Consider the following 24764-nt stretch of genomic DNA (forward strand, 5'->3'; position numbering starts at 1 on the left):
ATTGTTTAATTTAATGATTGTGGTGTCGCTGTTGAAGAAATGCGGCGAGTTATCGTCTTTTTCGGCGAATAACCTACGCATTGAATAAATCGTAGCGCAGCCTCATGTTTTTCATATCGGGGAATAGATACGCCAATCATTTTTACCATGCCGTACGTTTTCGGTCTCTGGTTGATGCAGATTGGGAGGCATATTGAGAAGGGGCGATTTATGGCAAGAAAAAAAGGTTGGGTCGGTGCGACCTGCTGTTTTTTATTGTTTACCGTAGTCTTTCTGAGTCAAAAGTTTGATGCGTCGGAGGTTACGGTGAATGACGGACTGCGTGGTAGCCCGGGAATGTTGCTCTTCCTGCTGCCCGGCATGGTCGCCTATTTTCTTTCCGCACGCGGCCGCCTGCGTTACCCGCTGTTTGGTGCATTGGCGGCAATGCCCGTTTGTTTGCTGGTGCTCCACCTGTGGAATACGCCGATGCGCTCTTTCTGGCAAGAGCTGGCCTACGTCATGAGTGCGGTGTTCTGGAGTGTGCTCGGCGCGCTGGGCGTGCTGTGCTTACGCCGTCTTTATCGACGCTATCTTCGTTGAGTGGATTCTATTGCAAACCCATAGAAAAGCGCGGACTGTCGCCGCGCTATTGTTTCGTCAGTTCGACGTTCTATGTGTTCTGCCAGTTTGATGATTATGACTGGAACAGAGCCAGATGCTCTTTGGCATAGGCTTCAAAATCGGTGCAACCGCCGATGTGTTTTTCATCCAGGAAAATCTGCGGTACGGTTTCAACTGGCTTTCCTACCGTCTTGGACAAATCTTCTTTCGAGATGCCTTCTGCGTGGATGTCTACATAGCGGAAGCTGAAGTCATCACGTTGCTCGGCCAGTTTCTCTGCCAGTTCTTTGGCACGGACACAATAAGGGCAGGCTGGGCGCCCGAAAATTACAGCAAACATGTAAACTCCTTTGTAAAATTAGAAAAATGTTTTCATTGTTGAAACGTATAGCGTGACGACTATTACAGACAAGGTCACGGCTAAAAGTGTTACGGGTAATAAGGTGACGGTGAATCGCGCTACTATACCGAAATTTATCAATACTATGCCCGCATTCATTGATGAAAAAAAGTCGTCATTACCTGTTATAACGATTTGCTGAAGCTATTATACCCGTCATACTTCAAGCTGCATGCGCGTTGGCTGCGCTCACTCACCCGAATCACTTACTTGAGTAAGCTCATCGGGATGAAATGAGAGACATCCTGTCTCTCACCAGAGGCCAGCCGTTGGCTGGTCAAATTCGTTCCCGAAGAATTTGTTCTTCTCTTGCCGCGTTACGAGGCCCATAGATGAGCCTCGCCCTAAAGGGTCAACGCTTTGCGTTGTTCAAAACGTTAACGTTTTGTCCTGCAACTTGAATTATTTAGGGTATCGATGATGAAATAACTTTACCGACTGAAGGATGCCAGTGTGACACCAACGATTGATTTGCTACAGCGCCACCGTTCTATTCGCGCATTTACGTCTCAGGCCATAACGGATGAGCAACGCCACGCCATCATTACCGCCGCACAAAGTGCGTCCAGCTCCAGCTTTTTACAATGCAGCTCCATTATCCGTATTACCGATCCTGCCGTGCGGGAAACGCTTGTTCACTATACTGGCGAGCAAGGTTATGTGGCACAGGCGGCGGAGTTTTGGGTCTTTTGTGCCGATTTTCATCGGCATGTAGAGGTCTTTCCACAGGCAGAAACTGGTCTGGCGGAGCAATTGCTGATTGGCTGCGTTGATACCGCTATCATGGGGCAGAATGCACTGATTGCCGCCGAATCACTGGGGTTGGGCGGGGTATTTATCGGTGGGATCCGCAATCGAATCGCTGACGTGACGCAGTTGTTGCAACTGCCAACGTTGGTTCTGCCGTTGTTTGGCCTGTGTCTGGGGCACCCAGACGCGGACCCTATCCTGAAACCGCGCATGCCAACCGCGATGATGCTGCATGAAAATGTCTATCAGCCGCTCGACCGCGGTGTGCTGGCGCAATACGACCAGCAAATGGTGGAATATTATCTGCAACGTACCGGTAGCCGTCGTGAAAGCTGGAGTGAGCACGTGGAACGGACGCTGAAAAAAGAGTTACGTCCATTCATGCTGGACTACTTACATCAACAAGGATGGGCGATACGTTAGTATCCGTAGGATATTTATGAAGATAGCCATTCTGTCTCGTGATGGGTCGTTATATTCCTGCAAACGTCTGCGTGAAGCGGCTGAGGCGCGCCAGCACCGCGTTGAGATTATTGACCCGCTTTCCTGCTATATGAATATCAATTCGGCGGCGCCGTCAGTGCATTACCGCGGGCGTCGGCTGGATAAATTTGATGCGGTTATTCCGCGTATCGGCTCACAGATCACGTTTTATGGTACGGCGGTATTACGCCAGTTTGAAATGCTTGGCAGCTACCCGCTGAATAATTCTGTCGCCATCATTCGCGCCCGCGACAAGCTGCATTCGCTGCAACTGCTTGCTCGTGAGGGAATTGACCTGCCGATCACTGGATTTGCTCACTCACCGGATGATACTGGCGATCTGATTGCGATGGTGGGCGGTGCGCCGCTAGTCGTAAAATTGGTGGAGGGCACGCAGGGAATCGGTGTGGTATTGGCCGAGACGCGACAGGCGGCGGAAAGCGTGATTGATGCTTTTCGCGGGCTGAATGCGCACATTCTGGTGCAGGAGTACGTGCATGAAGCGCAGGGTAAAGATATCCGCTGCTTTGTGATCGGCAACCGAGTTGTTGCGGCGATTGAGCGACAGGCGAAAGCGGGGGAATTCCGTTCAAACCTGCATCGCGGCGGCTCGGCGAATAAAGTGAAGATTACGGCGAAGGAGCGTGCGATTGCTATCAAGGCGACAAAAACGCTGGGGCTGAATATCGCGGGCGTCGATATTTTGCGTGCCGACCGAGGGCCGTTGGTGATGGAAGTCAACGCCTCACCGGGGCTGGAAGGGATTGAAACGACGACCGGAGTCGATATTGCCAACATGATAATTGAATTTATTGAGCAAAATACCCAGAGACGCCTCGCAATATCGGCAACAATAAGCAAAAGTTAGCTTTCTGAAACAGGGACAGCGCCGTAAAATACGGCGTTCCCTATTTTGGCGTGTAGGCACCGGACAGCGGTACTCTTCGACGTGTCACCGTGCTGCGGAACGAGGAAAGCGGGTGGCGGGGCGCTTTTATCGTGGCATCGTCGCACAATATTCCGTAAGCTATGGGCCGTTTTTAAGGCTCTTTCTGTTTTAACATCGCTTCTGCGTAAACGGTGTTTTCTTTTCAACAACGCTGTCTGTACGGCAGTAGGTATGAGGCAAACATGATGGATTCACTCATCGTCCCGGATTTGGCTATGCTACGGCGGTGGCTGGATCAACTGAACATTCTGTATTTCGAATGTGATTCCTGTCAGGCGCTCCATCTTCCTCATATGCAAAATTTTGATGGTGTGTTCGATGCAAAAGTTGATCTGGTAGATAACGTGATCCTGTTTTCTGCTCTTGCCGAAGTGAAGCCTAGCGCGTTGATTCCTCTGGTCGGCGACCTGAGCCAAATCAATGCCAGTTCGCTGACTGTCAAGGCGTTTATCGACGTTCAGGACGATAACCTGCCGAAGTTAATTGTCTGCCAGTCATTCAGCGTTGCCGCTGGTATGACGTTGGAACAATTCAGGCATTTTATGCAGCAGTCCGAAGAACAAATCTCAATGGTGATCCTTGAGGCCGGTGCTAATAATCTGCTGTTTATCGGCGAGGAAGAAGAAGGCTCTGCTGCCAGAGTTACTACCTCTCATCTGCATTGATACGGTTGCTGCCAACGGCAGCAATTGGTTTTACTTATTTTTCTTTCACCGCCATTTATTCTGGTTATTTCGCATTATTGCCAGATATTTCTCTTTGTTTGTTGCTAAACGCCTTCATCACATCGATAAAATGTGAATAAATAATCGTTAAAACCCATTTTTTACGTTCAAGTATGGTGCACACGATGTTGTGGGGTTATGCTTTATTCCTGTAAGACACAGACAGCGGAATCAGAGCTATGTGTGTGTCTGGGCGAATAAAAATCGGTGCATACTCATTCACCGGTTGGATAGCGCGGCAGGACATATTTTGTATCGGAACGATACAGATTAACTCCCATGAATCACCCCCTTATATGGAGGAAGGAACGGATGTTCACCCAACGTAAAAAATGGCTATCGGGTGTTGTTACCGGCTTGCTGATGGCCGCGTCCGTCACCGCATCTGCGGAAGAGAAAACGCTGCATGTTTATAACTGGTCCGACTATATCGCACCGAACACGTTAGCCAATTTCCAGAAAGAAACCGGTATTAAGGTCGTCTATGACGTGTTTGACTCCAACGAAGTGTTGGAAGGCAAGCTCATGGCGGGCAGTACGGGTTTTGATCTGGTCGTGCCTTCTGCTAGCTTCCTGGAGCGCCAGCTCTCTGCGGGAGTGTTTCAGCCATTAGACAAGAGCAAACTACCGAATTACAAAAATCTGGATCCTGAGCTGATGAAGTTGATCGCACAGCACGATCCAGACAATAAATATGCCCTGCCTTACCTGTGGGCGACCACGGGCATTGGCTATAACGCTGAGAAAGTCAAAGCCGCGCTGGGTGCTGATGCACCAGTTAACAGCTGGGATTTGGTGCTGAAGCCAGAAAATCTGGAAAAGTTGAAAAGTTGTGGTGTCTCCTTCTTGGATGCGCCAGAAGAGATCTTTGCAACCGTGCTGAACTATCAGGGTAAAGATCCGAACAGCACCAAGCCGGGTGATTACACCACCTCTGCGACCGATCTGCTGCTTAAACTGCGTCCGAGCATTCGCTACTTCCATTCCTCGCAATACATTAACGATCTGGCGAACGGTGATATCTGCGTCGCGGTAGGCTGGGCGGGTGACATTTTGCAAGCAGGAAACCGTGCGAAAGAAGCGAAAAACGGGGTGAATATCCAATACAGCATTCCGAAAGAAGGTGCGCTGGCATTCTTTGACGTTCTCGCCATTCCGAAAGATGCTAAAAATCTGGATGAAACCTATGCGTTTCTGGATTACCTGATGAAGCCAGAAGTGATGGCTGAAATCAGTAACCACGTGTATTACGCGAGCGGTAATCTGGCTTCCTTACCGTTGGTGAACGACGAAATTCGTAATAACCCAGGCGTTTATCCGCCAGCGGATGTACGTGCCAAGCTGTTTACGCTTAAAGTGCAATCTCCTCAGATTGATCGTACGCGTACTCGCGCATGGACTAAGGTTAAAAGCGGCAAATAGCCTCTTGGATCTGAATCGTTACCCACGCGCTTGACGGTTGCTGGTTTCAGCAACCAGAGAATGGATGGGTATAAAATGTGGCGAACAGGCGGATAATCCGCCTGTTTGCGCTCTATATTATGTCACACTGCTGAATGCAAAAGCCCTGAGTGGCGGTATCCACGGTGTGACTTGTTCTGCTTTTGCCGGAGAGCAATGCGAAGTGAATGACGCGATCCCCCGCCCTCAATCCAAACCTCCCAAAGCGGCCACGCCGCTGCTGGAAGTGCGTAACCTGACAAAATCGTTCGACGGCCAGGCCGCCGTCGATGATGTCAGCCTGACGATTTATAAAGGCGAAATTTTTGCTCTGCTGGGTGCCTCTGGCTGTGGGAAATCCACGCTGTTGCGCATGCTGGCAGGTTTTGAGCTTCCTACACAGGGGCAGATTGTTCTGGATGGTCAGGATTTGTCATTGGTGCCGCCTTACCAGCGTCCTATCAATATGATGTTCCAGTCTTATGCGCTGTTCCCACACATGACGGTGGAAAAGAATATCGCGTTTGGTCTGAAGCAGGACAAGCTACCGCGCGCAGAAATTAAAGATCGTGTGGAAGAGATGCTGTCGCTGGTGCACATGCAGGAGTTTGCCAATCGTAAACCGCATCAGCTTTCCGGCGGTCAACGTCAGCGTGTTGCGTTGGCTCGTAGTCTGGCGAAGCGTCCCAAACTGCTGCTGCTGGACGAACCAATGGGAGCGCTGGACAAAAAATTACGCGACCGTATGCAGCTTGAAGTCGTCGATATTCTGGAACGCGTGGGCGTGACCTGCGTGATGGTGACGCACGATCAGGAAGAAGCCATGACCATGGCGGGTCGTATTGCCATTATGAATCGCGGTAAATTCGTACAGATTGGCGAACCGGAAGAGATTTATGAGCACCCGAACACGCGTTTCAGCGCGGAGTTCATCGGCTCAGTCAATATGTTTGAAGGGATCTTGCAGGAACGTCAGGACGATGCGCTGATCATTAAAAGCCCCGGACTGGTGCATCCGCTGAAAGTGGATTCTGATGTCTCGGTGGTCGATGGTGTTCCGGTCTACATCGCGTTGCGTCCTGAGAAAATCATGTTGTGCGAAGAAGTTCCGGCTGACGGTTGTAACTTCGCGGTAGGGGAAGTGGTCCATATCGCCTATCTGGGCGACTTGTCGATTTACCACGTCAGGCTCAACAGCGGGCAAACTATCAGCGCGCAGTTACAAAATGCCTACCGCTATCGTAAAGGCATGCCGACCTGGGGGGATGAGGTCCGGCTGTGTTGGGACGCGGATAGCTGTGTCGTTCTGACGGTGTAGCGAGGAAGAATACCATGACTTCATTTCCCGAACATAACGCGGCGGAACCACCGGGCAAGGCCAGACTCTGGTTTCGCGTACTCATCGCGCGCTGGCGTCAAAAACACGGGCGCAAGCTGGTCATCGCGCTGCCGTATCTGTGGCTGCTGCTGCTGTTTATGCTGCCGTTCCTGATCGTGTTCAAAATCAGTCTTGCAGAGATGGCGCGGGCGATTCCACCTTATACCGATCTGGTTTCGTGGCTGGACGGCAAGTTGGATATTTCCCTGAACCTTGGGAACTACCTGCATTTGTTGGACGATCCGCTGTATTTCGATGCCTATATGCAATCGCTTCAGGTTGCTGCTGTGTCGACGCTGTGCTGTCTGTTTATTGGTTACCCACTAGCCTGGGCGGTAGCGCACAGTAAACCGTCAACGCGTAATATCCTGTTGTTGCTGGTGATTCTTCCATCGTGGACGTCATTCCTGATTCGCGTCTACGCCTGGATGGGGATTCTGAAAAATAACGGAATCCTGAATAACTTCCTGCTGTGGTTGGGCGCGATCGATGAACCGCTGGTCATTCTGCACACCAATTTGGCGGTTTATATCGGCGTCGTGTACTCCTATCTGCCGTTTATGGTGTTGCCGATCTATACCGCGCTGATGCGGCTGGACTATTCGTTGGTTGAAGCGTCGTTGGATCTGGGCGCGCGACCGCTGAAAACTTTCTTCAGTGTGATCGTTCCCTTAACGAAAGGCGGAATTATTGCGGGCTCGATGCTGGTCTTCATCCCTGCGGTGGGGGAGTACGTGATTCCAGAACTGCTCGGTGGGCCGGACAGCATTATGATTGGCCGTATTCTGTGGCAGGAATTCTTCAATAACCGCGACTGGCCGGTAGCTTCTGCCGTTGCCGTCGTCATGCTGCTGCTGTTGATTATGCCGATTATCTGGTTCCACAAACATCAGAGTAAAACGGCGGAGGGTGAGGCGTGAATAATTTACCTGTCGTTCGCTCACCGTGGCGTATTGTGATTTTGGTGCTGTGCTTTACGTTCCTCTATGCGCCGATGCTGATGCTGGTGATCTACTCGTTCAACAGTTCCAAGCTAGTGACTGTATGGGCTGGCTGGTCAACACGTTGGTACGTCGAGTTGTTCCACAATACGGCGATGATCAGCGCGGTGCTCCTGAGCCTGACGATTGCTGCCGCCTCGGCCACGATGGCCGTGATTCTTGGGACGATCGCTGCCGTGGTCATGGTGCGTTTTGGCCGTTTCCGTGGCTCCAATGGGTTTGCTTTTATGCTGACAGCGCCGCTGGTCATGCCGGATGTGATCACCGGTCTGTCGCTGCTGCTGCTCTTTGTTGCATTAGGGCATGCCATTGGCTGGCCAGCAGAACGAGGAATGTTCACCATCTGGCTGGCGCACGTCACGTTCTGTACCGCGTATGTCACCGTGGTGATCAGCGCTCGCCTGCGTGAGCTTGATCGTTCGATTGAAGAAGCGGCGATGGATCTGGGGGCGAATCCGCTCAAGGTGTTCTTCATTATCACGGTGCCGATGATTGCTCCCGCGCTGCTTTCCGGCTGGCTGCTGGCGTTTACGCTGTCGTTAGACGATTTGGTTATCGCCAGCTTCGTAGCTGGGCCCGGCTCGACAACGTTGCCAATGCTGGTGTTCTCCAGCGTCAGAATGGGCGTTAATCCACAAATTAACGCCTTGGCTTCCCTGATATTGTTAGTCGTTGGTATTATTGGGTTTATCGCCTGGTGGTTTATGGCGAGAGCAGAGAAACAGCGCTATCGCGATATGCAAAAAGCGAGACGCGGCTGATTCGATTTCTCATCGTAATTTGTTAGCCTAGCGAAGATTTCCAGCAACGCCGCCAGAGTATGGGGGCGTTGCTGTTTTATATCAGCATCACGTTTTATATTGGCGCCGGATTCTATAGTGGTGCTGTATTTTTGGCGGGTAAATGCCGCATGAAGGGAGAGCGTTGAAATTCTGTACACGAAGAAGGAAATGACACAACGCAAAGTTTATGCCCCGGTGCCAGTGATGGTGGCGGGGATTGCGATTATTGCTACTCGTGTTTTGGGGATTCTGCTGCTTGTCTGGGAGCTAGGGTTCAGCGATTTGAGCGGCTGGATTGGCAGCAACGCGGAGTCTTGGGATTCGACGCTGGTGTTACTGCTATCGCTGGTTATCGTCGGCGTTGAAATTCGCTGTGGCTTTGCCGTTTTGGCCGGAGTGAACTGGGGGCGATGGGGTTATGTGGTCTGTCAGGCCATCGTGGTGTGTTACCTGCTGCTGGCGTCGCTGAGTGAATTTATGCCAGCGATATTCCATATCTCAGGAGAGAACAACGCTGCCGTGCTGCATCAGCTCCTGCTGCAAAAAATTCCAGATCTTCTGGTGATTGTTTTACTGTTTCTGCCACGACGCAGTAAGCGCTTCTTTATGCGTCAGAAATAGACATTTCTCTCTTATAAGCCAATCTGGCCGCTGGCGTCGCCCATAAATCGGCAAAAGGTCGCAGGGTGACGCCGTCAGAGTGATATAATCCTCACATTCCGTATTTTTTAATAGTTAGATTTCTATGCATTGTGCCCGCTACAGCACGGGAACCTGTCGTTCCTGCCAATGGTTGGAAAAAGCCTACCCTCAGCAATTGTCTGATAAGCAGCAGCATCTTGAAGGTTTGCTGCAACCGCACGCTGTGCAGTGCTGGTTGCCCGTGCAACCTTCTGCGCAGTCTGCATTTCGTAATAAAGCTAAAATGGTGGTGAGCGGCAGCGTGGAACGCCCGCTGCTGGGGATGCTGCATCGTGATGGAACGGCGGTGGATCTCTGCGATTGCCCGCTTTATCCGTCCAGCTTTGCGCCGGTTTTCGACGTGCTTAAAGTCTTCATCGCAAGGGCAGGGCTGACGCCTTATAACGTGGCTCGACGTCGCGGGGAACTGAAACACCTGCTACTGACGGAAAGTACGCAGCGCGGTGCGTTCATGCTGCGCTTTGTCTTGCGCTCAGAAACCAAGCTGGCGCAGTTGCGAGCCGCATTGCCGTGGCTACAGCAGCAATTGCCTCAGCTTGAGGTCATATCCGCCAATATTCAGCCTGTGCATCAGGCGATTATGGAAGGGAAAACGGAGATTATCCTGAGTGACGCAGCCGCATTGGCTGAACAATTCAATCAGGTGCCGCTGTATATCCGCCCACAAAGCTTTTTCCAGACGAACCCGCAGGTGGCAGCCGCGCTGTATGCGACGGCACGTGATTGGGTAGCAGAGTTGGATATTACTAGCATGTGGGATCTGTTTTGCGGGGTAGGGGGTTTTGGCCTGCACTGTGCATCATCGGAGATGCGTCTGACGGGGATTGAAATCAGCGCTGAGGCGATAGCCTGCGCGCGTCGCTCTGCGGAACAGTTAGGGTTGAAGCAGGTGGAGTTTCAGGCGCTGGATTCAACGCAGTTCGCGACGGCTAAAGCGGAAATCCCGGATCTGGTGTTGGTCAATCCGCCGCGCCGCGGTATCGGCAGCGAACTGTGTGCCTACCTGAGTCGCATGACACCAGACTATATTCTCTATTCCAGCTGTAACGCGGAAAGCATGGCGAAAGACATGACAGAGCTGACGAATTACCGAGCGCTGCGCGTACAGCTGTTCGATATGTTCCCTCATACGGCGCACTACGAAGTACTGACGTTACTGAAGCGTGAGGATGGCTAAGGCAAAGTCAGGACATCTGAATGCTTTGCGGGATTTGCTATAAAAGGCGTAAAAAATTATGCATCGGTGGGCTTGACCGCCGAGTGAGCGGCATGGATGCCGCGAAAGTCAGTGCCGCGTCGGGAACGCGTCACTGGCGGCTCGATTAGCGGTCATGAACGCCGATGGGACCGCGCAGCGGCATAATTCACGCCTTCAAAGCCAGAGGTCAAGGAGCTGCGGCGGTTGAGCGCTCCTTGTCGGGCGTGTGATGAAATGACAAAAGAATACTGTAATTAACACGCACGAAACCTTTGGACTATCTGACATGGAATAGTGGAAGCGTTTAATAACGCGGTGTATCACACCGCGTTAAGCTAAGTGGATCTTATTGCGGGAACCACTTGTCGTTGATGGTTTTGTAAGTGCCGTCCGCTTTGATGGCATCCAGCGCTTTATTTAACTTCTCCAGCAGCGCCTTGTCATCGGGACGAACGGCGATGCCCAGTCCGGTGCCGAAGTATTCTGCGTCAGTCACATGTTCGCCAACCGTTGCCAGTTCAGGGTTCGTTTTAATCCACTCGTTGACAACAGCGGTATCACCGAATACGCCATCAATACGGCCATTTTTCAGATCCAGAACCGCGTTCTGGTAGCTGTCATAAGAGACAGTTTGCACTTCCTGGTGCTTATCATGCATGTACTTCTGGTGCGTCGTGCCGTTTTCCATCCCAATGCGTTTGCCCTTCATCGCGGCGAAGTCGCTGAATTTCCCTTTTTGCGCGATAACCACAGCAGAGTTGGCATAGTAAGGTTGCGTGAACGCGACCTGCTTGCTGCGCTCGGGGGTGATATCCATACCGGAAATCACTGCGTCATAGCGGCGGAATTTCAGTGCAGGGATCAGGCTGTCAAACGCCTGATTGGTGAACGTACAAGTCGCTTGCATTTGCTTACACAGCGCTTTCGCCAGATCCATATCGAAACCGACGATTTCGTTACTGGCATCCAGTGACTCAAATGGCGGGTAGGTGGCTGATGACGCAAAACGGATGGTGTCTGCGGCGGTGGCGCTGAAGGCAATTCCTGCCAGTAACGTGGCGAGCACTAATTTTTTCATTACCTACTCCTGTTTTTCTTATATTGATAAATATAGTTGTGCGGAAGGGTTCCGACGTCATGGCGATTACCATGCCATCGATTGAATTTATATGCAATTAAAATGATTAATGAGTCGATTTGTTGCGTGTTTTTACATCAGCACGCCATAAAAAAAGCAGGCTATCAAAGCCTGCTTTCTAAGCGAGTAATGCGCGGATAAATGCGATAAGGATTAATTACGGCGTTCGAATGCCAGTGAGCGACGCTCAACCCAGCGCATCAGCAACGTCAGTAACCCGTTGACGCACAGGTAGATAATCCCAGCGGCACCAAACACCATCACATCATACGTCCGGCCGTACATCAGTTGGCTGTAGCCCATGACTTCCATCAGCGTGATGGTGTAAGCCAGTGAGGTACTCTTAAACACCAGCACCACTTCATTTGAATAAGAAGACAGCGCACGTTTAAACGCAAACGGCAGCAAAATACGTAATGTTTGCTTCTGATCCATGCCCAACGCGGCACAGGATTGCCACTGTCCGGCAGGGATCGCTTTTACCGCACCATAGAACAGTTGCGTAGTATACGCTGCACTGTTGAGCGCCAGCGCCACCATCGCACACAGCCACGGTTGTGAAAGCAGGCTCCACAGCCAGGGGATTTGCTGGATAGAAGTAAACTGTCCGGGCCCATAGTAAATCAGGAAGATTTGCACCAGCAGCGGCGTACCGGTAAACAGCGTAATGTAGCCTTTCGCCAACAGCGATATGACCGGCGTTTTGAGCGTCAGTACCACAGTCAGCAGCAGTGATAGCACCAGTGCTACGACGATGGAAACGGCAGTTAAGGTCAGGCTGGTATGCAGGCCTTTTACTAGCTCAGGTAAATAAGCGAGCATCAGGAAGGCCTCCGCTCAAAACGCGTGGTGCGCAGTTCAATGCGTTTCAGCACATATTGACTTAACAGCGTAATAATCAAATAGATCGCCGCCGCGACAACGTACCAGGTGAAGGGCTCTTGCGTCCGTGTCGCAATACTTTTGGTTTGCAGCATCAAATCGTTCACGCTGATCAGCGACACCAGCGCGGTATCTTTTAGCAATACCAGCCACTGATTGCCTAACCCCGGCAGGGCGTGACGCCACATCTGCGGCATGATCAGACGGAAAAAGATCGCGGATTTACTGAGCCCCAGCGCCTGACCCGATTCCCATTGCCCTTGCGGGACGGCTTTCAGCGCGCCGCGCAGCGTTTGGGAGGCGTAGGCCGCATACAGCAGCGCCAGCGCAATGACGCCGCACAGGAATGGGCTGATTTCAAACATGCCGATATCCAGTTTTACCGGAATCTGCACGATGAAGAGATTCAGAGTAAAACCGTCTGCCAGCATCATCAGCAGTTGAGAAGAGCCGAAATAGATGAACAGCACGACCAGAATTTCTGGCAGGCCGCGCAACAGCGTCACGACGGCGGTTCCCGTCCAGCTAACGGCTTTCCAGCGGACAGTTTCCCAAACGGCAAACAGCATCGCCAGCACGAGGCCGAGCACCAGTGCACAAACGGCAAGGCCGACGGTCATCCCGGCGGCGCTTGCAAGAGGTTGAAATTCAATCATTGAGCGTCAGATTACTGCTGGAACCATTTTTTGTAGATGGTCTCGTAAGTACCATCTTGCTTGATTTTGTTGAGCGCATCGTCGAATTTTTTCAGCAGCTCATCGTTGTTCTGGCGCACGGCGATGCCCAGACCGATACCGAAGTAACCTTTATCCGTCACCTTCTGGCCTACGGTTGCCAGCGCATCGTTCTGCTTCAGCCATTCGTTAACCACGGCGGTATCACCGAACACGGCATCCAGACGACCATTTTTCAGATCCAGCACGGCATTCTGGTAGCTGTCGTAAGGCACAGTTTTGATATCGCTATGCTTTTCCATCAGGTATTTCTGGTGGGTAGTGCCATTCTGTACGCCAACGCGCTTTCCTGTCAGCGCGGCGATATCGGCAACTTTCCCTTTCTGGGCAATAAACTGAGCGGAGTTATCGTAGTAAGGCTGAGTGAATGACACCTGCTGCTGGCGTTCCGGCGTAATATCCATTCCCGCGATGACGGCTTCAAAACGACGGAATTTCAAACCGGGGATCAGACTGTCGAAGGCCTGATTGCTGAACGTACAGGTCGCCTGCATTTCTTTGCACAGTGCATTCGCTAGATCGATATCAAAACCTTGGATCTGGTTATTGGCATCGACAAATTCGAACGGAGGGTAGGAGGCTTCAGTCGCGAAACGGATGGTATCTGCGGCGTTAGCAGAGGCGGCACCAACGGCGAATAAGGCTGCAACAATCAATTTTTTCATTATCATTTTCCTGATAGTAATCAATGTGACAAATAACCAGCGAATTCAGGCGTCTGCGGTTGGGTAAAGTGCGTCGCATCCCCTTGTTCAACGATGCGGCCGTTTTCCATATACACCACACGACTGGCCGTTTTACGGGCAAATTCAACTTCGTGGGTCACAATCACCTGCGTAATCCCGGTTTCTGCCAATTCACGAATGATGTTGACGACCTGAGCGGTAATTTCAGGGTCCAGCGCGGCAGTGGGCTCATCAAATAGCAGAACCTGAGGTTCCATCATCAGCGCACGGGCAATCGCGACACGCTGTTGCTGCCCGCCAGAAAGATGGAGAGGGAAGCGATCGGCAAAGTCATTGAGGCGCAGACGTGTTAGCAGTTTGTTCGCCCGCGCTTTCGCTTCTTCTTTACTCAGTCCCAGCACGCGGCAGGGCGCTTCGATAAGATTCTGCACCACGGTCAAATGCGGCCACAAATTATATTGTTGGAACACCATTCCGACGTTCTGACGCAATTCACGGATCGCGCTGTCGGATGGCGTGCGCTGAAAATCAAACTGATTACCGGCGATGGAAAGCTTGCCAGAACGCGGCATTTCCAACAGATTAAGAACGCGTATCAGCGAGCTCTTTCCCGCACCGCTGGGACCAAGGAGCACGAGCGTTTCACCCGCAGGACAATCGAGGGTGATATCAAATAGTGCCTGGTATGTGCCGTAGAAACAGTTAATGCCGTTTAGTTGAATACTCATGCGTAAGAATTGAATAGACATTGATGCGGCGAATGTTAACGTCGGCAGAATAGTTATGCAATCACCGTGGGTTAAAATTTGCCAATAAGCGATTTGTTGATTAAATAATAGCACAAAATAGCGGCTTACAATCTGGGCGCCCGCTTTCTCATAGCGGGTGCTAACAGTACCGCCGACTTATATTTACGTGTACTTAACATTCATTAGAAAAGCAGTGAAAGGAGACGACATGCAATTATCCACCACGCCAAGTCTGGAAGGTTTCACCATCACTGAATATTGTGGCGTCGTGACCGGCGAAGCCATCCTGGGCGCGAACATCTTCCGGGACTTTTTTGCCAGCATCCGCGATGTCGTTGGCGGCCGGTCTGGTGCCTATGAGAAGGAGCTACGTAAGGCGCGGCAGATTGCGTTCAAAGAGTTACAGGAGCAAGCCGAAGATTTAGGGGCGAATGCCGTGGTAGGCATCGATCTTGACTATGAAACCGTCGGGAAGGACGGCAGTATGCTGATGGTGACCGTGAGCGGTACCGCAGTAAAAGTTCGCCGCTAGCAGCTTATACTCGTCATACTTCAAGTTGCATGTGCGTTGGCTGCGCTCACTCACCCGAATCACTTACTCAAGTAAGCTCATCGGGATTCGTTCTCTTGCCGCCTTCCTGAAACTCGAATTATTTAGAGTATATATAGTGAGTTGGCGAAGAGATGGTGTGGAAGAACGTATAGAGTGGAATAACGATGTTGAAATGGATGCTCTGTATAGTATTGGGGCTGTTAGCGGGTTGCCAGTCAGCACCTTCCTTGTTGCAGGAACAGAATAATTATGTGCTGGAGACCGCAGTGCAGTCGCGGGCGCAGGAATCGCGTATCCGCTTTCTGGTGATTCACTATACGGCGGAAGACTTTGCCACCTCGCTGAATATTTTGACCGATGAGCATGTCAGCGCCCATTATCTGATTCCAGCTCACCCTCCTTTGCAACGTGGTAAGCCACTTGCTTGGCAACTGGTGCCGGAATCTCAGGCTGCCTGGCATGCGGGAGCCAGTAGCTGGCGCGGATTTAGTCGACTGAATAATTCTTCGATTGGTATTGAGATCGAAAACGCGGGCTATGAACGCACGCTAACGGGCTATACGTGGGAGCCGTTTACCGCCTCGCAGATTCAGCTCGTGACTGCGATCGCCCGCGATATTGTCGACCGCTACCAGATTGCTCCGCAGAACGTGGTGGCGCACAGCGATATTGCTCCACAGCGCAAACAAGACCCCGGGCCGCTGTTCCCTTGGCAGGCGCTAGCGCAAGCGGGCATTGGTGCCTGGCCGGATGCGCAGCGGGTCGCGTTCTATTTAAGTGGTCGACTGCCGATGCAGCCAGTGGATGAAGCGGTTCTGCTGGAGAAACTGGGGCGCTATGGTTACGCGGTGCAAGACACGATGACGGCGCGCGAAAAGCGGCAGGTGATTGCCGCTTTCCAGATGCATTTCCGCCCCGAGAACTATCAAGGCCAGCCAGATGCGCAAAGTGAAGCGATCGTCGACGCGCTGCTGGAGAAATACGGCAACCGCTAAACCGTTTCCTTCTCTGCCAGTTTCGCAATACGCGCCGCCATACCACGGAAGATAAACAGGTGAGCGGGCATCATCAGAAACCAGTAGACCAGCCCGTTGAACCCTGAAGGGTGCCAGCGGGCGCGCACATCCACGGTTCGGTGAGTGCCCTTATCGGTGATGGTAAAATTGAGTTTACCCAACCCTGGGGCTTTCATGCCGAATAATAGCACTAGCTGACGCTGTGGCTTGATCGAAATAACCTTCCAGCCGTCAATCTTGTCGCCCACTTCCAGCGTCGGACGATCGGGGCGTCCGTAAGTCACGCCGTTGCCGCAGAGATCGTCGAGCCGAGCGCGGATATTCCACAGCGTATTGGCGTAAAAATAGCCTTCCTTGCCGCCGACCTGCTGGATGACCTGCCAGAGCGCCTGACTGGACGCGGACGTCTTCATCGAATGGCCCGCTTGTTTAGGGTAAAAGCCGTAATTGGGCTTCCAACGTGCGCGGACCTCGGTGTCATCGCCCCAGTCGGCCTGCTGCACGCTCTCCATTTCGCTTTGCAGCGTGAAGCGCACGGCGTCATCAAAGCTAATCAGCGTTTGTGGGATCAATGTCTGGAGTTCGCGGTCATCGGCCTGTAAATCGTGTTTTAAACCCTGAATAAGCGCGCGGGCGATGAACGGCGGAACCGATGTGACCAAGTGCAGGAACCAGACAGACATGAAATGTGTCGGCATGGGAACGGGTATCAGCAATCTGCGTTTGCCGCTGATCTGAATGAAACGCTCGAACATGGTCTGGTAGCTGATGTATTCGGGGCCTGCGGCATCCATGATGCGGTTTTCTGTCGCGGGGTGCTGTGCGATATTGATCAGATACACCAGCAGGTTTTCCAGCGCAATGGGGGACGATTTAGATCGCACCCAGCGCGGCGGCGTCAATATCGGCAGGTTATAGACCATATCGCGCATGATCTCGAACGCCGCCGAACCGGTACCGATAATAATACCCGCACGCAGCTCTGTGACGGGAATGCCGCTACTGCGTAATACATCACCGGTGATTTGACGTGCTTGCATGTGTGGTGAGGCATCACGTTTTACCTGAAGCGACCCCAGATAGATAATCTGTTTTACGCGGCTAGAGGTCAGTGCCAGCAGCAGGTTCATGGCGGTCATCCGTTCTCTTGCCACGAAGTCCGCGCCGTCGCCCATGCTGTGCACCAGATAATAGAGTGTTTCTGCGCCCCACAGGCCATCCGGCAGGCTTTCTGGCTTAGCGAGATCAACCTGTTGGCAGTCGACGCCCGGCAAATTTCGTGAGGCGAGGGACTCAGTATTTCGGCCAGCAGCGATGACTCGGTTGCCTTGTTTACTCAACCGCTCGGTTAAATGGCGGCCAATGTAGCCAGTTGCGCCCAGAATCAGGATCGGGGCTGAGGGGGATGTCATGTGCCAGTGGCTCCACAGCAAAATATAACCATGGCTTACTATAATCGCGAAAAGGCAAATCGGGAAAGGGCAAAAAACGACGAAAAATAGGGAATTAATGCTTAGCTGGAACCAAGCGTAATCTAACATGACCTACCTGCCCGATAGCCGAGGCTACCGGACAGAAGGGGGTAAAACGCGGGCGTATTAGGCCAGAACGGTGTCGCCTTGCAGTTGGCAACTACAGGCCAAAACATAGCCCTGTTCGATCTCGGCTGGTGTTAGCGTCATGGTACTGCTAGTGGTGTAATTACCGGATAGCACGTGAGTTTTGCAGCTCCCGCAAACACCGGCGCGGCAGGCAGCGGTAACCAGCACCTTATTGGCTTCCAGTGCGGCTAGCAGGCTGATACCCACTGGCACGCGCAGGTTTTTCAGCGGACGACTGATGGTCAGCGTGAGCTGATCGGCGTCGTCATCCAGCACGTCATCTGTTGGGCGGAACTGTTCTTTGAAGATGCGGTTTGAGGCAACGCCAAGCTGCTGACTCAGGGTTTCAATCTGATTCATGTACGGCGCTGGGCCGCAGGTCATCACGGTGCGGCTGGCGATATCCGGTACGTGTTCGACCAGCAGGTCGCCGCTGATTCGTCCAGAGAGGAAGCCGGGCGCAGCGTCAAATTCTGCCATCAGCGTCAGATGCAACTGCTGAGGGTAACGCTGCACCAGATCCTGCCATTCTTTGGCGAAGATCACCTGCAGCGGATTGCGCACGTTGAAAATAACGTGGATATCGGTTTGTGATTTGTTTGCCAGCAGCCAGCGGCACATCGACATAATCGGCGTGACACCGCAGCCTGCCGCCGCCATCAGGTAGCGATCGCTGACGGCGTTGGCACAGGTAAACTCGCCCTGTGCATCGGACAACCACAGATAATCGCCGACTTTCAGCGTTTGGGTCAGCCAGCGTGAACCGACACCGTCGTCCAGTCTTCTTACCGTTAAGGTAATAAAACGGCTGAGGCCCGGTGAAGACGAAATCGTATAAGCCCGTAGCGTCTCCGCGCTGTTGGCAATGCTGACTAACGCATACTGACCCGGCTGATACGGATAAAAATCATGATTAACCAGTGAAATCGTCCAGACATCCGGCGTTTCCTGGGTAATCGAATGTACCTGCATGCGGTTAGAACAAAGCGGTGTCGGCCCAATCTGTAGTGCGGGCATGGTCATAATCAATCTCCATAACAAACGGGTACGGTGAAGCGTGTAAAAATGGCGGCCCATAAGACAGTGGGCTTAGCGCGAGGCATCAATGCTGACACCTCACGCTGCGTGACGAGGAACACGCTCCTCCGTCCGCATTGATTCATCACGCGGCCAGAATGGTGTTCATGTCCTGTTCAACGGTGGTAATCGCTCGCATACCGAATTTGTCGTTCAGAATGGCAAGCAGGTTATCCGTCAGGAAGCCCGGAGCCGTCGGCCCGGTGTAGATATTCTTCACGCCGAGAGACAGCAGGGTGAGCAGGATGACAATCGCTTTCTGTTCAAACCAGGACAGCACCAGACTCAGCGGCAGGTCGTTCACGCCACAGCCCAATTTTTCCGCCAGTTTCACGGCCAGAATAATTGCCGCGTAGGCGTCATTACATTGGCCGACATCCAGCAGACGTGGCAGGCCTTCCAGCGTACCGAAGTCCAGTTTGTTGAAACGGTATTTACCGCAGGCCAGCGTCATGATCAGGCAGTCTTGCGGAACGTTCAGCGTAAAGTCAGTGAAGTAGCTACGTTCTTCACGGCTACCGTCACATCCGCCAACTAGGAAGACGTGGCGCAGTTTTTTCTGTGCTACCAGATCGATGACGGTATCCGCGGCGCTCAGCAGCGTTTCACGACCAAAGCCGACGGTGATCATGTGCTCGATTTCGCTGTATGGGAAACCAGCCAGACCCTGCGCCTGCTCGATAACTGGGCTGAAATCGTCGCCTTCCAGATGGTTCACGCCCGGCCAGCCAACGATGCTGCGCGTCCAGATACGGTCGCCATAGTTACCCACGTTTGGATCGATAATGCAGTTAGAGGTCATGACGATCGCGCCTGGGAATTTGGCAAACTCAGTCTGCTGGTTCTGCCAGCCGCTGCCGTAGTTACCCGCCAGATGCGTGAATTTTTTCAGCTCTGGGTAACCGTGTGCAGGCAGCATTTCGCCGTGGGTATAAATATTCACGCCGGTGCCTTCGGTTTGCTCCAGCAGCATGCGCAGATCTTTCAGGTCATGACCGGAAATCAGAATCGCTTTACCCGCAATTGGGCGGACGTTAACGGAGGTTGGCTGTGGATGACCGTAAGCATTGGTTTCGCCATGGTCGAGGATCGCCATAACGTTGAAGTTCATTTTACCGATGCCCATTGCGTTGTTCAGCAGGGTGTCAACATCGGATGGTTGCGTGCCCAGCCATGCCATGAAGGCATGATATTCGGCATAAATTGCATTGTCATACTGACCGAGAACGTGGGCATGTTCCATATAGGCCGCCGCGCCTTTCAGGCCATAAAGGTTGAGCATGCGCAAGCCGTGAATGTCGTCACCCACGCTGGCTTTATCACTGTCCAGCGCAAAATCCGCTGCCTGTTGCAGTAAGGTCGGAATATCGTTGCCAGCCAATTGCAGGGCTGCCATTGGGTGATCCACGGTCGCGGTGGCATCGTGCAGACGGCAGCGAACAGCCAGGGACTCACGCAGTGTAATGGCTTCCTGTGCGTAGCCAATAATGCGTTGGGAATCGAAGTTAACGTTGGTCAATGTCGAGAAGAAGGCGCGTGGCGCAAAGTTGTCGACATCGTGATCGATGATATCCAGCTCGCGCGCTTTCAGCGCCCAGGCAGAAAGCCCTTGCAGCACCGCGACCAGCAGGTCTTGCAGATCGGAGGTTTCTGCGGTTTTGCCGCACATGCCCTGCGCGTAAGAGCAGCCGTTTCCAACAGGGGTACGAATCGTTTGTTCACATTGCACACAAAACATAATGACTTCCTTTTTAAGTTGCATTTTAAATGCTTGTTTAAAGCATAGTGTTAGCCGAGGCAGGTAAAAAGGCTTTTTTACTGCAACTTTAGGTAAATTTGATTTAGCGCAAGTTTGGTGATGGGCAATGAAAATCACTCTCAATCACAGCCCATAAACGAGGGGGAAAACGGTGTTTAGTGTGCGCTTATGAAGAAAACAGCGCCATCAGTATTGGCGCCGCGAGGCTTAATAAGAAACCATGTACGATAGCCGCAGGCACGACGTCGATACCCGCACTGCGCTGCAAAACGGGCAGCGTGAAATCCATCGAGGTTGCACCGCAAAGGCCTAACGCACAGGAGCGATTCCGCTGTGCCAACACGGGAACCAGCATAATCGCCAGTAGCTCGCGAGTCAGATCATTGAAAAACGCGGTGCTGCCGATGACGGGCCCGAGAGCATCGGTCAGCAGAATGCCTGACAGTGAATACCATCCATAGCCGGATGCCATCGCCAGACCGGTTTTCAGCGGCAGTCCTAGAATCCATGCGGCAAGCAGGCCGCCACCGAGCGCGCTGATACCGACGACAAGCGCGATGACCAGACCGCGACGGTTTAAGACGATTTGGCGCAACGTCATCCCGCTGTTACGCAGTTGAACGCCGACCAGAAAGAGCAGGAAGATCAGGGCATATTCGCTGCCTTTGCTGGCGTAGGTGAATCCCGGCCATTGCGTTAAGCCCAGCAGAAAACCACCGAATACCACGCCGCAGAGTTTGAACGATTCAAGAATCATTCGCAGTCGGGAAAGCGGTGCCGCGTCTCTGTACTTACTACGCCACGCACTGCGTTTTTCCCACAGCCACAGGGCAATGCCGTTTGCTGCGACAATACAGAAGGCGAAGACGGCAGTGTAGCGGAAGATCAGTAACAAATTGCTGCTGAGATTTTCCAGAAAAGCTAGGCTTATGCCCATCAAAAACAGAATAACGTACACCATCCAACTCAGCAGTTGGTTAATCAGCTGTAATGCTTTTTTGCCGCGCAGCGGTAACAGATAGCCAATGATGAGCGGTAATAAAATAATTAATAATCCTGAATACATCACAGAATTGATGTCCTTACGCGAGAAAAACGGCGCTAACCCGTATTTTAGGATTGACGGGGGTTACCGTAGTTAAACCATGAGGCTTTTCTTCTTCAGCTCTACCCCGATAGGGTTCGGCACGGAGGAAATACAGACCGTGCGTTGACAACATCGTCATTAACAACATCGCGGGATTCATCGGCTACACTTGGCGGGAAGAAAAACGATAATCTATTAAAATTAAACAAATTATCGCGGTGAGTAAAGCGCTGTCTGGCAGGATATTCTATACGGTGAGCGTTTTTGCAGCAGAAACTCGCAGGCCGCTGCTACAGGAGAGAAGGATGCATCTGGAACGTATTGAAATCCTGGGATTTCGGGGAATCAATCGTCTGTCGCTGACGCTGGACGATAACAATGTACTGATTGGTGAGAACGCCTGGGGAAAATCAAGCCTGCTGGATGCGCTCTCGCTGCTGCTGGCACCGACGCTACCGCTCTATCATTTTGATATGCAGGATTTTCACTTCACACCGGGAGATGAAAATAGCCGAGAAAAGCATCTTCAGGTTATTTTTACGTTTTGCGAGACGGCACCCGGCCATCATCTATCCCCTCGCTACCGTTCGCTGAGCCCCGTTTGGATTGAGGGGAATGAGTCGCTATACCGCGTTTTTTATCGGCTGGAAGGTGAGGTGGACGAAAGCCAGTCGGTCTTCACCTTGCGCAGCTTTCTTGACGCTGATGGGCACCCGATACCGCTGGATGATATTGATGAACTGGCCAGAGAGATTATCCGCCTGCATCCGGTGCTGCGGCTGCGAGACGCGCGTTTTATGCGGCGCTTGCGTTCTGGGACGTTGGCCGCGACGTTAGATAACAGCAATGAAAAGTTGACTCAGCAGTTTGAACAACTGATGCGCGAGTTGGTGCAAAATCCGCAGAAGCTGACGGATAAAGAACTGCGTCAGGGACTGGTGGCGATGCGACAACTGCTGGAGCACTATTTTTCCGAGCAGAATGCCACAGGTAACGACCGACGCCATCACCGGCATGCGCGAACGCACAATGGTAAATCGTGGCGATCGCTGGATAACATCAATCGCCTGATTGCCGGCCCCAATAGCCGCAGTCGCCGAATTATCCTGCTGGAATTGTTTTCTACGCTGTTACAGGCGAAAGGATCGGTGGCGTTGGATCCCCATGCGCGTCCGCTTTTGCTGATTGAAGACCCGGAAACTCGGCTGCACCCGATTATGCTATCCGTCGCCTGGGGGCTTCTGGTGCACTTGCCGCTCCAAAAGGTCACAACAACGAATTCAGGCGAGCTGCTGTCGCTGGTGCCGATGGAGCAGGTGTGCCGTCTGGTGCGGGAATCCTCACGGGTGGCGACATATCGCATTGGTCGTCAGGGGATGAATGCGGAAGACAGCCGACGCATTGCGTTTCACATTCGTATGAATCGACCTGCGTCACTCTTTGCCCGCTGCTGGCTGCTGGTGGAAGGGGAAACCGAAGTCTGGATGCTGAATGAACTGGCGCACCAATGCGGACACCATTTTGAGGCGGAAGGGGTTAAAGTGATTGAATTTGCCCAGTCGGGACTCCGGCCATTGCTGCGGTTCGCACGTCATATGGGGATTGAATGGCATGTCCTGGTTGATGGCGATGACGCGGGGAAGAAATATGCCGCGACGGCAAAAGGCATGCTAGCCGCACAGGACGAGAGCGAGCGCGATCATTTGACCGTCTTGCCCGCATCGGACATGGAACACTACATGTATCGTGAGGGATTCAGCCACGTTTATCACCGCATCGCGCAGTTGCCGGAAAAAGTGCCGCTCTCGATGCATAAAATCATCATCAAGGCGATCCACCGGTCATCCAAGCCAGACCTGGCGATTGAAGTCGCGATGGAAGCCGCAGCGAGGGGCTGCGAGGCAATCCCATCGCTTATTCGCAGCATGTTCTCCCGCGTGCTGTGGCTGGCCCGTGGGCGGGCGGATTAGTGTAATACATATAAAAAAATGCCGTTCAGTGTAACGAACGGCATTTGTCGCATCATAGTCATTTTATGGTTTGGCGTAGCGTGTTCTGAGTCGATGTGTAGGGTGTAGAAAGGGTCAGGATACGGCCTCGGCGATTTGCGGCACGATCAGGCAGGCATGATTGCCTTTTGGCCCTTGATGAACATCAAACCTGACAACCTGCCCGGCTTTCAGAGTCCGGTAGCCATCCATTTGAATGGTTGAGTAGTGCGCGAAGATATCGTCACCGCCCCCTTCTGGACAGATAAAACCAAACCCTTTGGCGTTATTGAACCATTTAACAGTACCTGTCTCCATGCATTGACATCCTTCGCAAGAGTATTCTTTTCAGTAAGGTGTGGTTATTTGGTTACTACGAATACGAATTGATTAAAACCCCATCAATTCATCCGTACACTTTAGTGAAATCGATCCCAGCGTCAAGCGGTCCATCGCGCGGCGAGGAGGGCAGTTTGCCAAAGTTTGATGCAGATAACGCTATTGATGAACCTACGATCGCGTTGCGTCATCAAGATATCGGTTACAGACCTTGAATTTTGCTTTCCGAGAACCATTTAATTCCTCAGGTGGTAAAATAAAAAGCAGACGTGCTACTGTAAATGTAGAGATACCCGTCATCTTTCAAGTCGCAGGCACTCATTTCCTGCTTCTCGGATCTATTAGGAATAAACAGACTGATGTCGTGAGTTGCGATATTCGTTACATGATGTGGATAGAGAATGGGAAACAACAGTACGTGGTCACAATCTGAGAACCTGACCGCCGATAAACAGAAAGAAAAATTGCAGCCGCCATCGATGTATAACGTGGTGTTGAATAACGATGATTACACGCCGATGGAATTTGTTATTGACGTTCTGCAAAAGTTCTTTTCTTATGATATTGAACGTGCCACGCAGCTTATGTTAAGCGTGCATTATCAGGGCAAAGCAATTTGTGGCGTATTCAGCGCTGAAGTGGCTGAGACCAAGGTCGTACAAGTCAATCGTTATGCCAGAGAAAACGAGCACCCGCTGCTCTGTACGCTGGAAAAAGCCTGAAGTCAGGCAATTTATTGGGAGA

The 24764-nt window shown here is 52.1% G+C and carries 25 protein-coding genes; 14 read left to right on the forward strand and 11 right to left on the reverse strand.

The genetic code is table 11. The features are described 5' to 3' along the window. Positions 1-210 precede the first annotated feature (210 nt). Entirely contained in the window at positions 211-582 is a 372-nt protein-coding gene (locus DMB82_RS08665; protein ID WP_102119371.1) for an inner membrane protein YbjM, read from the forward strand. Positions 583-676: 94 nt separating this feature from the next. Here DMB82_RS08665 and DMB82_RS08670 read toward each other — a convergent pair whose 3' ends face one another. Next, a complete protein-coding gene (locus DMB82_RS08670; protein ID WP_010277298.1) occupies positions 677-943 on the reverse strand; it encodes a GrxA family glutaredoxin in 267 nt (88 codons plus the stop codon). A gap of 513 nt (positions 944-1456) precedes the next feature. Between DMB82_RS08670 and nfsA the strand changes: the two genes are divergently transcribed. The 9 genes from nfsA to rlmC all read left to right on the forward strand — a co-directional run bounded on the left by nfsA (position 1457) and on the right by rlmC (position 10390). Beyond that, a complete protein-coding gene (gene nfsA / locus DMB82_RS08675) occupies positions 1457-2176 on the forward strand; it encodes an oxygen-insensitive NADPH nitroreductase (protein WP_116163480.1) in 720 nt (239 codons plus the stop codon). Between the two features lie 16 nt (positions 2177-2192). Then, a complete protein-coding gene (gene rimK, locus DMB82_RS08680) occupies positions 2193-3104 on the forward strand; it encodes a 30S ribosomal protein S6--L-glutamate ligase (protein ID WP_102119373.1) in 912 nt (303 codons plus the stop codon). Positions 3105-3370: 266 nt separating this feature from the next. Beyond that, entirely contained in the window at positions 3371-3850 is a 480-nt protein-coding gene (locus DMB82_RS08685) for a type III secretion system chaperone family protein (protein WP_039275494.1), read from the forward strand. Positions 3851-4222: 372 nt separating this feature from the next. Continuing rightward, positions 4223-5332, forward strand: coding sequence for a spermidine/putrescine ABC transporter substrate-binding protein PotF (gene potF / locus DMB82_RS08690; RefSeq protein ID WP_102119374.1), 1110 nt, complete (start codon positions 4223-4225; stop codon positions 5330-5332). Between the two features lie 202 nt (positions 5333-5534). Next, complete coding sequence (potG, locus tag DMB82_RS08695; RefSeq protein WP_102119381.1) at positions 5535-6668, forward strand: putrescine ABC transporter ATP-binding subunit PotG; 1134 nt, start codon at positions 5535-5537, stop codon at positions 6666-6668. Positions 6669-6682: 14 nt separating this feature from the next. Beyond that, a complete protein-coding gene (potH, locus tag DMB82_RS08700; RefSeq protein ID WP_116155655.1) occupies positions 6683-7648 on the forward strand; it encodes a putrescine ABC transporter permease PotH in 966 nt (321 codons plus the stop codon). Beyond that, complete coding sequence (potI, locus tag DMB82_RS08705) at positions 7645-8490, forward strand: putrescine ABC transporter permease PotI (protein WP_116163478.1); 846 nt, start codon at positions 7645-7647, stop codon at positions 8488-8490. Before potH ends, potI begins: the two co-directional genes overlap by 4 nt. A 189-nt stretch (positions 8491-8679) precedes the next feature. Next, a complete protein-coding gene (locus DMB82_RS08710; protein ID WP_116163476.1) occupies positions 8680-9132 on the forward strand; it encodes a YbjO family protein in 453 nt (150 codons plus the stop codon). Positions 9133-9256: 124 nt separating this feature from the next. Beyond that, positions 9257-10390: a 23S rRNA (uracil(747)-C(5))-methyltransferase RlmC gene (rlmC, locus tag DMB82_RS08715; RefSeq protein ID WP_116163474.1), complete on the forward strand. Its 1134-nt coding sequence runs from the start codon at positions 9257-9259 to the stop codon at positions 10388-10390. 367 nt (positions 10391-10757) lie between these two features. Here the strand turns inward: rlmC and artJ (DMB82_RS08720) are convergent, their stop codons facing one another. From artJ (DMB82_RS08720) to artP, 5 genes are all read right to left on the reverse strand, one after another. Further along, positions 10758-11489, reverse strand: a complete 732-nt coding sequence (gene artJ, locus DMB82_RS08720; protein ID WP_102119379.1) for an arginine ABC transporter substrate-binding protein — start codon at positions 11487-11489, stop codon at positions 10758-10760. Positions 11490-11702: 213 nt separating this feature from the next. Next, positions 11703-12371 (reverse strand): arginine ABC transporter permease ArtM, encoded by a 669-nt coding sequence (artM, locus tag DMB82_RS08725; RefSeq protein WP_039489914.1) that lies wholly within the window; start codon positions 12369-12371, stop codon positions 11703-11705. Further along, complete coding sequence (artQ, locus tag DMB82_RS08730; RefSeq protein WP_015839956.1) at positions 12371-13087, reverse strand: arginine ABC transporter permease ArtQ; 717 nt, start codon at positions 13085-13087, stop codon at positions 12371-12373. Before artQ ends, artM begins: the two co-directional genes overlap by 1 nt. Before the next feature lie 11 nt (positions 13088-13098). Further along, entirely contained in the window at positions 13099-13830 is a 732-nt protein-coding gene (artJ, locus tag DMB82_RS08735; protein WP_116155651.1) for an arginine ABC transporter substrate-binding protein, read from the reverse strand. A gap of 20 nt (positions 13831-13850) precedes the next feature. Beyond that, positions 13851-14579, reverse strand: coding sequence for an arginine ABC transporter ATP-binding protein ArtP (gene artP, locus DMB82_RS08740; RefSeq protein WP_205533022.1), 729 nt, complete (start codon positions 14577-14579; stop codon positions 13851-13853). A gap of 229 nt (positions 14580-14808) precedes the next feature. Between artP and DMB82_RS08745 the strand changes: the two genes are divergently transcribed. Together DMB82_RS08745 and DMB82_RS08750 are read left to right on the forward strand one after the other, a co-directional pair. After that, positions 14809-15132, forward strand: a complete 324-nt coding sequence (locus tag DMB82_RS08745) for a heavy metal-binding domain-containing protein (RefSeq protein ID WP_102116240.1) — start codon at positions 14809-14811, stop codon at positions 15130-15132. Positions 15133-15317: 185 nt separating this feature from the next. Continuing rightward, the gene (locus tag DMB82_RS08750; RefSeq protein ID WP_102116241.1) at positions 15318-16148 is read left to right on the forward strand and encodes an N-acetylmuramoyl-L-alanine amidase; all 831 of its coding nucleotides are present in this window, start codon (positions 15318-15320) and stop codon (positions 16146-16148) included. Here DMB82_RS08750 and DMB82_RS08755 read toward each other — a convergent pair. The 4 genes from DMB82_RS08755 to DMB82_RS08770 all read right to left on the reverse strand — a co-directional run bounded on the left by DMB82_RS08755 (position 16145) and on the right by DMB82_RS08770 (position 21672). Further along, positions 16145-17581: a DUF2867 domain-containing protein gene (locus tag DMB82_RS08755; RefSeq protein WP_116163472.1), complete on the reverse strand. Its 1437-nt coding sequence runs from the start codon at positions 17579-17581 to the stop codon at positions 16145-16147. The two genes, DMB82_RS08750 and DMB82_RS08755, sit on opposite strands and share 4 nt — an antisense overlap. Before the next feature lie 186 nt (positions 17582-17767). Further along, positions 17768-18793 (reverse strand): NADH oxidoreductase, encoded by a 1026-nt coding sequence (hcr, locus tag DMB82_RS08760; RefSeq protein WP_116163470.1) that lies wholly within the window; start codon positions 18791-18793, stop codon positions 17768-17770. Positions 18794-18932: 139 nt separating this feature from the next. Next, positions 18933-20585, reverse strand: a complete 1653-nt coding sequence (hcp, locus tag DMB82_RS08765; protein ID WP_102116244.1) for a hydroxylamine reductase — start codon at positions 20583-20585, stop codon at positions 18933-18935. Between the two features lie 187 nt (positions 20586-20772). Next, entirely contained in the window at positions 20773-21672 is a 900-nt protein-coding gene (locus tag DMB82_RS08770; protein WP_116163468.1) for a LysO family transporter, read from the reverse strand. Positions 21673-21998: 326 nt separating this feature from the next. On the opposite strand from DMB82_RS08770, the gene DMB82_RS08775 reads away from it, so the two are divergent. Beyond that, positions 21999-23663 carry an ATP-dependent endonuclease gene (locus DMB82_RS08775; RefSeq protein WP_116155647.1) on the forward strand — a complete coding sequence of 555 codons (1665 nt, stop codon included), beginning with the start codon at positions 21999-22001 and terminating at the stop codon, positions 23661-23663. 114 nt (positions 23664-23777) lie between these two features. Here DMB82_RS08775 and cspD read toward each other — a convergent pair whose 3' ends face one another. Then, positions 23778-23999 (reverse strand): cold shock-like protein CspD, encoded by a 222-nt coding sequence (gene cspD, locus DMB82_RS08780; protein ID WP_095699219.1) that lies wholly within the window; start codon positions 23997-23999, stop codon positions 23778-23780. Between the two features lie 422 nt (positions 24000-24421). Here cspD and clpS point away from each other — a divergent pair, with 422 nt between their 5' ends. Continuing rightward, on the forward strand, positions 24422-24742 hold the full coding sequence (gene clpS, locus DMB82_RS08785; RefSeq protein ID WP_095699221.1) for an ATP-dependent Clp protease adapter ClpS: 321 nt from the start codon (positions 24422-24424) through the stop codon (positions 24740-24742). Positions 24743-24764: the final 22 nt, after the last annotated feature.

The organism is Pectobacterium aquaticum, assembly GCF_003382565.3.
Classification (GTDB): Bacteria; Pseudomonadota; Gammaproteobacteria; order Enterobacterales; family Enterobacteriaceae; genus Pectobacterium; species Pectobacterium aquaticum.

What these genes read in the sequence shown, in the direction of transcription:
- DMB82_RS08665 (WP_102119371.1), top strand. Translation starts at nt 211, where the DNA reads ATGGCAAGAAAAAAAGGTTGGGTCGGTGCGACCTGCTGTTTTTTATTG.
- DMB82_RS08670 (WP_010277298.1), bottom strand. Translation starts at nt 943, where the DNA reads ATGTTTGCTGTAATTTTCGGGCGCCCAGCCTGCCCTTATTGTGTCCGT.
- rimK (WP_102119373.1), top strand. Translation starts at nt 2,193, where the DNA reads ATGAAGATAGCCATTCTGTCTCGTGATGGGTCGTTATATTCCTGCAAA.
- DMB82_RS08685 (WP_039275494.1), top strand. Translation starts at nt 3,371, where the DNA reads ATGGATTCACTCATCGTCCCGGATTTGGCTATGCTACGGCGGTGGCTG.
- potF (WP_102119374.1), top strand. Translation starts at nt 4,223, where the DNA reads ATGTTCACCCAACGTAAAAAATGGCTATCGGGTGTTGTTACCGGCTTG.
- potH (WP_116155655.1), top strand. Translation starts at nt 6,683, where the DNA reads ATGACTTCATTTCCCGAACATAACGCGGCGGAACCACCGGGCAAGGCC.
- DMB82_RS08710 (WP_116163476.1), top strand. Translation starts at nt 8,680, where the DNA reads ATGACACAACGCAAAGTTTATGCCCCGGTGCCAGTGATGGTGGCGGGG.
- rlmC (WP_116163474.1), top strand. Translation starts at nt 9,257, where the DNA reads ATGCATTGTGCCCGCTACAGCACGGGAACCTGTCGTTCCTGCCAATGG.
- artJ (WP_102119379.1), bottom strand. Translation starts at nt 11,489, where the DNA reads ATGAAAAAATTAGTGCTCGCCACGTTACTGGCAGGAATTGCCTTCAGC.
- artM (WP_039489914.1), bottom strand. Translation starts at nt 12,371, where the DNA reads ATGCTCGCTTATTTACCTGAGCTAGTAAAAGGCCTGCATACCAGCCTG.
- artQ (WP_015839956.1), bottom strand. Translation starts at nt 13,087, where the DNA reads ATGATTGAATTTCAACCTCTTGCAAGCGCCGCCGGGATGACCGTCGGC.
- artJ (WP_116155651.1), bottom strand. Translation starts at nt 13,830, where the DNA reads ATGAAAAAATTGATTGTTGCAGCCTTATTCGCCGTTGGTGCCGCCTCT.
- artP (WP_205533022.1), bottom strand. Translation starts at nt 14,579, where the DNA reads ATGAGTATTCAACTAAACGGCATTAACTGTTTCTACGGCACATACCAG.
- DMB82_RS08745 (WP_102116240.1), top strand. Translation starts at nt 14,809, where the DNA reads ATGCAATTATCCACCACGCCAAGTCTGGAAGGTTTCACCATCACTGAA.
- DMB82_RS08750 (WP_102116241.1), top strand. Translation starts at nt 15,318, where the DNA reads ATGTTGAAATGGATGCTCTGTATAGTATTGGGGCTGTTAGCGGGTTGC.
- DMB82_RS08755 (WP_116163472.1), bottom strand. Translation starts at nt 17,581, where the DNA reads ATGACATCCCCCTCAGCCCCGATCCTGATTCTGGGCGCAACTGGCTAC.
- hcr (WP_116163470.1), bottom strand. Translation starts at nt 18,793, where the DNA reads ATGACCATGCCCGCACTACAGATTGGGCCGACACCGCTTTGTTCTAAC.
- hcp (WP_102116244.1), bottom strand. Translation starts at nt 20,585, where the DNA reads ATGTTTTGTGTGCAATGTGAACAAACGATTCGTACCCCTGTTGGAAAC.
- DMB82_RS08770 (WP_116163468.1), bottom strand. Translation starts at nt 21,672, where the DNA reads ATGTATTCAGGATTATTAATTATTTTATTACCGCTCATCATTGGCTAT.
- DMB82_RS08775 (WP_116155647.1), top strand. Translation starts at nt 21,999, where the DNA reads ATGCATCTGGAACGTATTGAAATCCTGGGATTTCGGGGAATCAATCGT.
- cspD (WP_095699219.1), bottom strand. Translation starts at nt 23,999, where the DNA reads ATGGAGACAGGTACTGTTAAATGGTTCAATAACGCCAAAGGGTTTGGT.
- clpS (WP_095699221.1), top strand. Translation starts at nt 24,422, where the DNA reads ATGGGAAACAACAGTACGTGGTCACAATCTGAGAACCTGACCGCCGAT.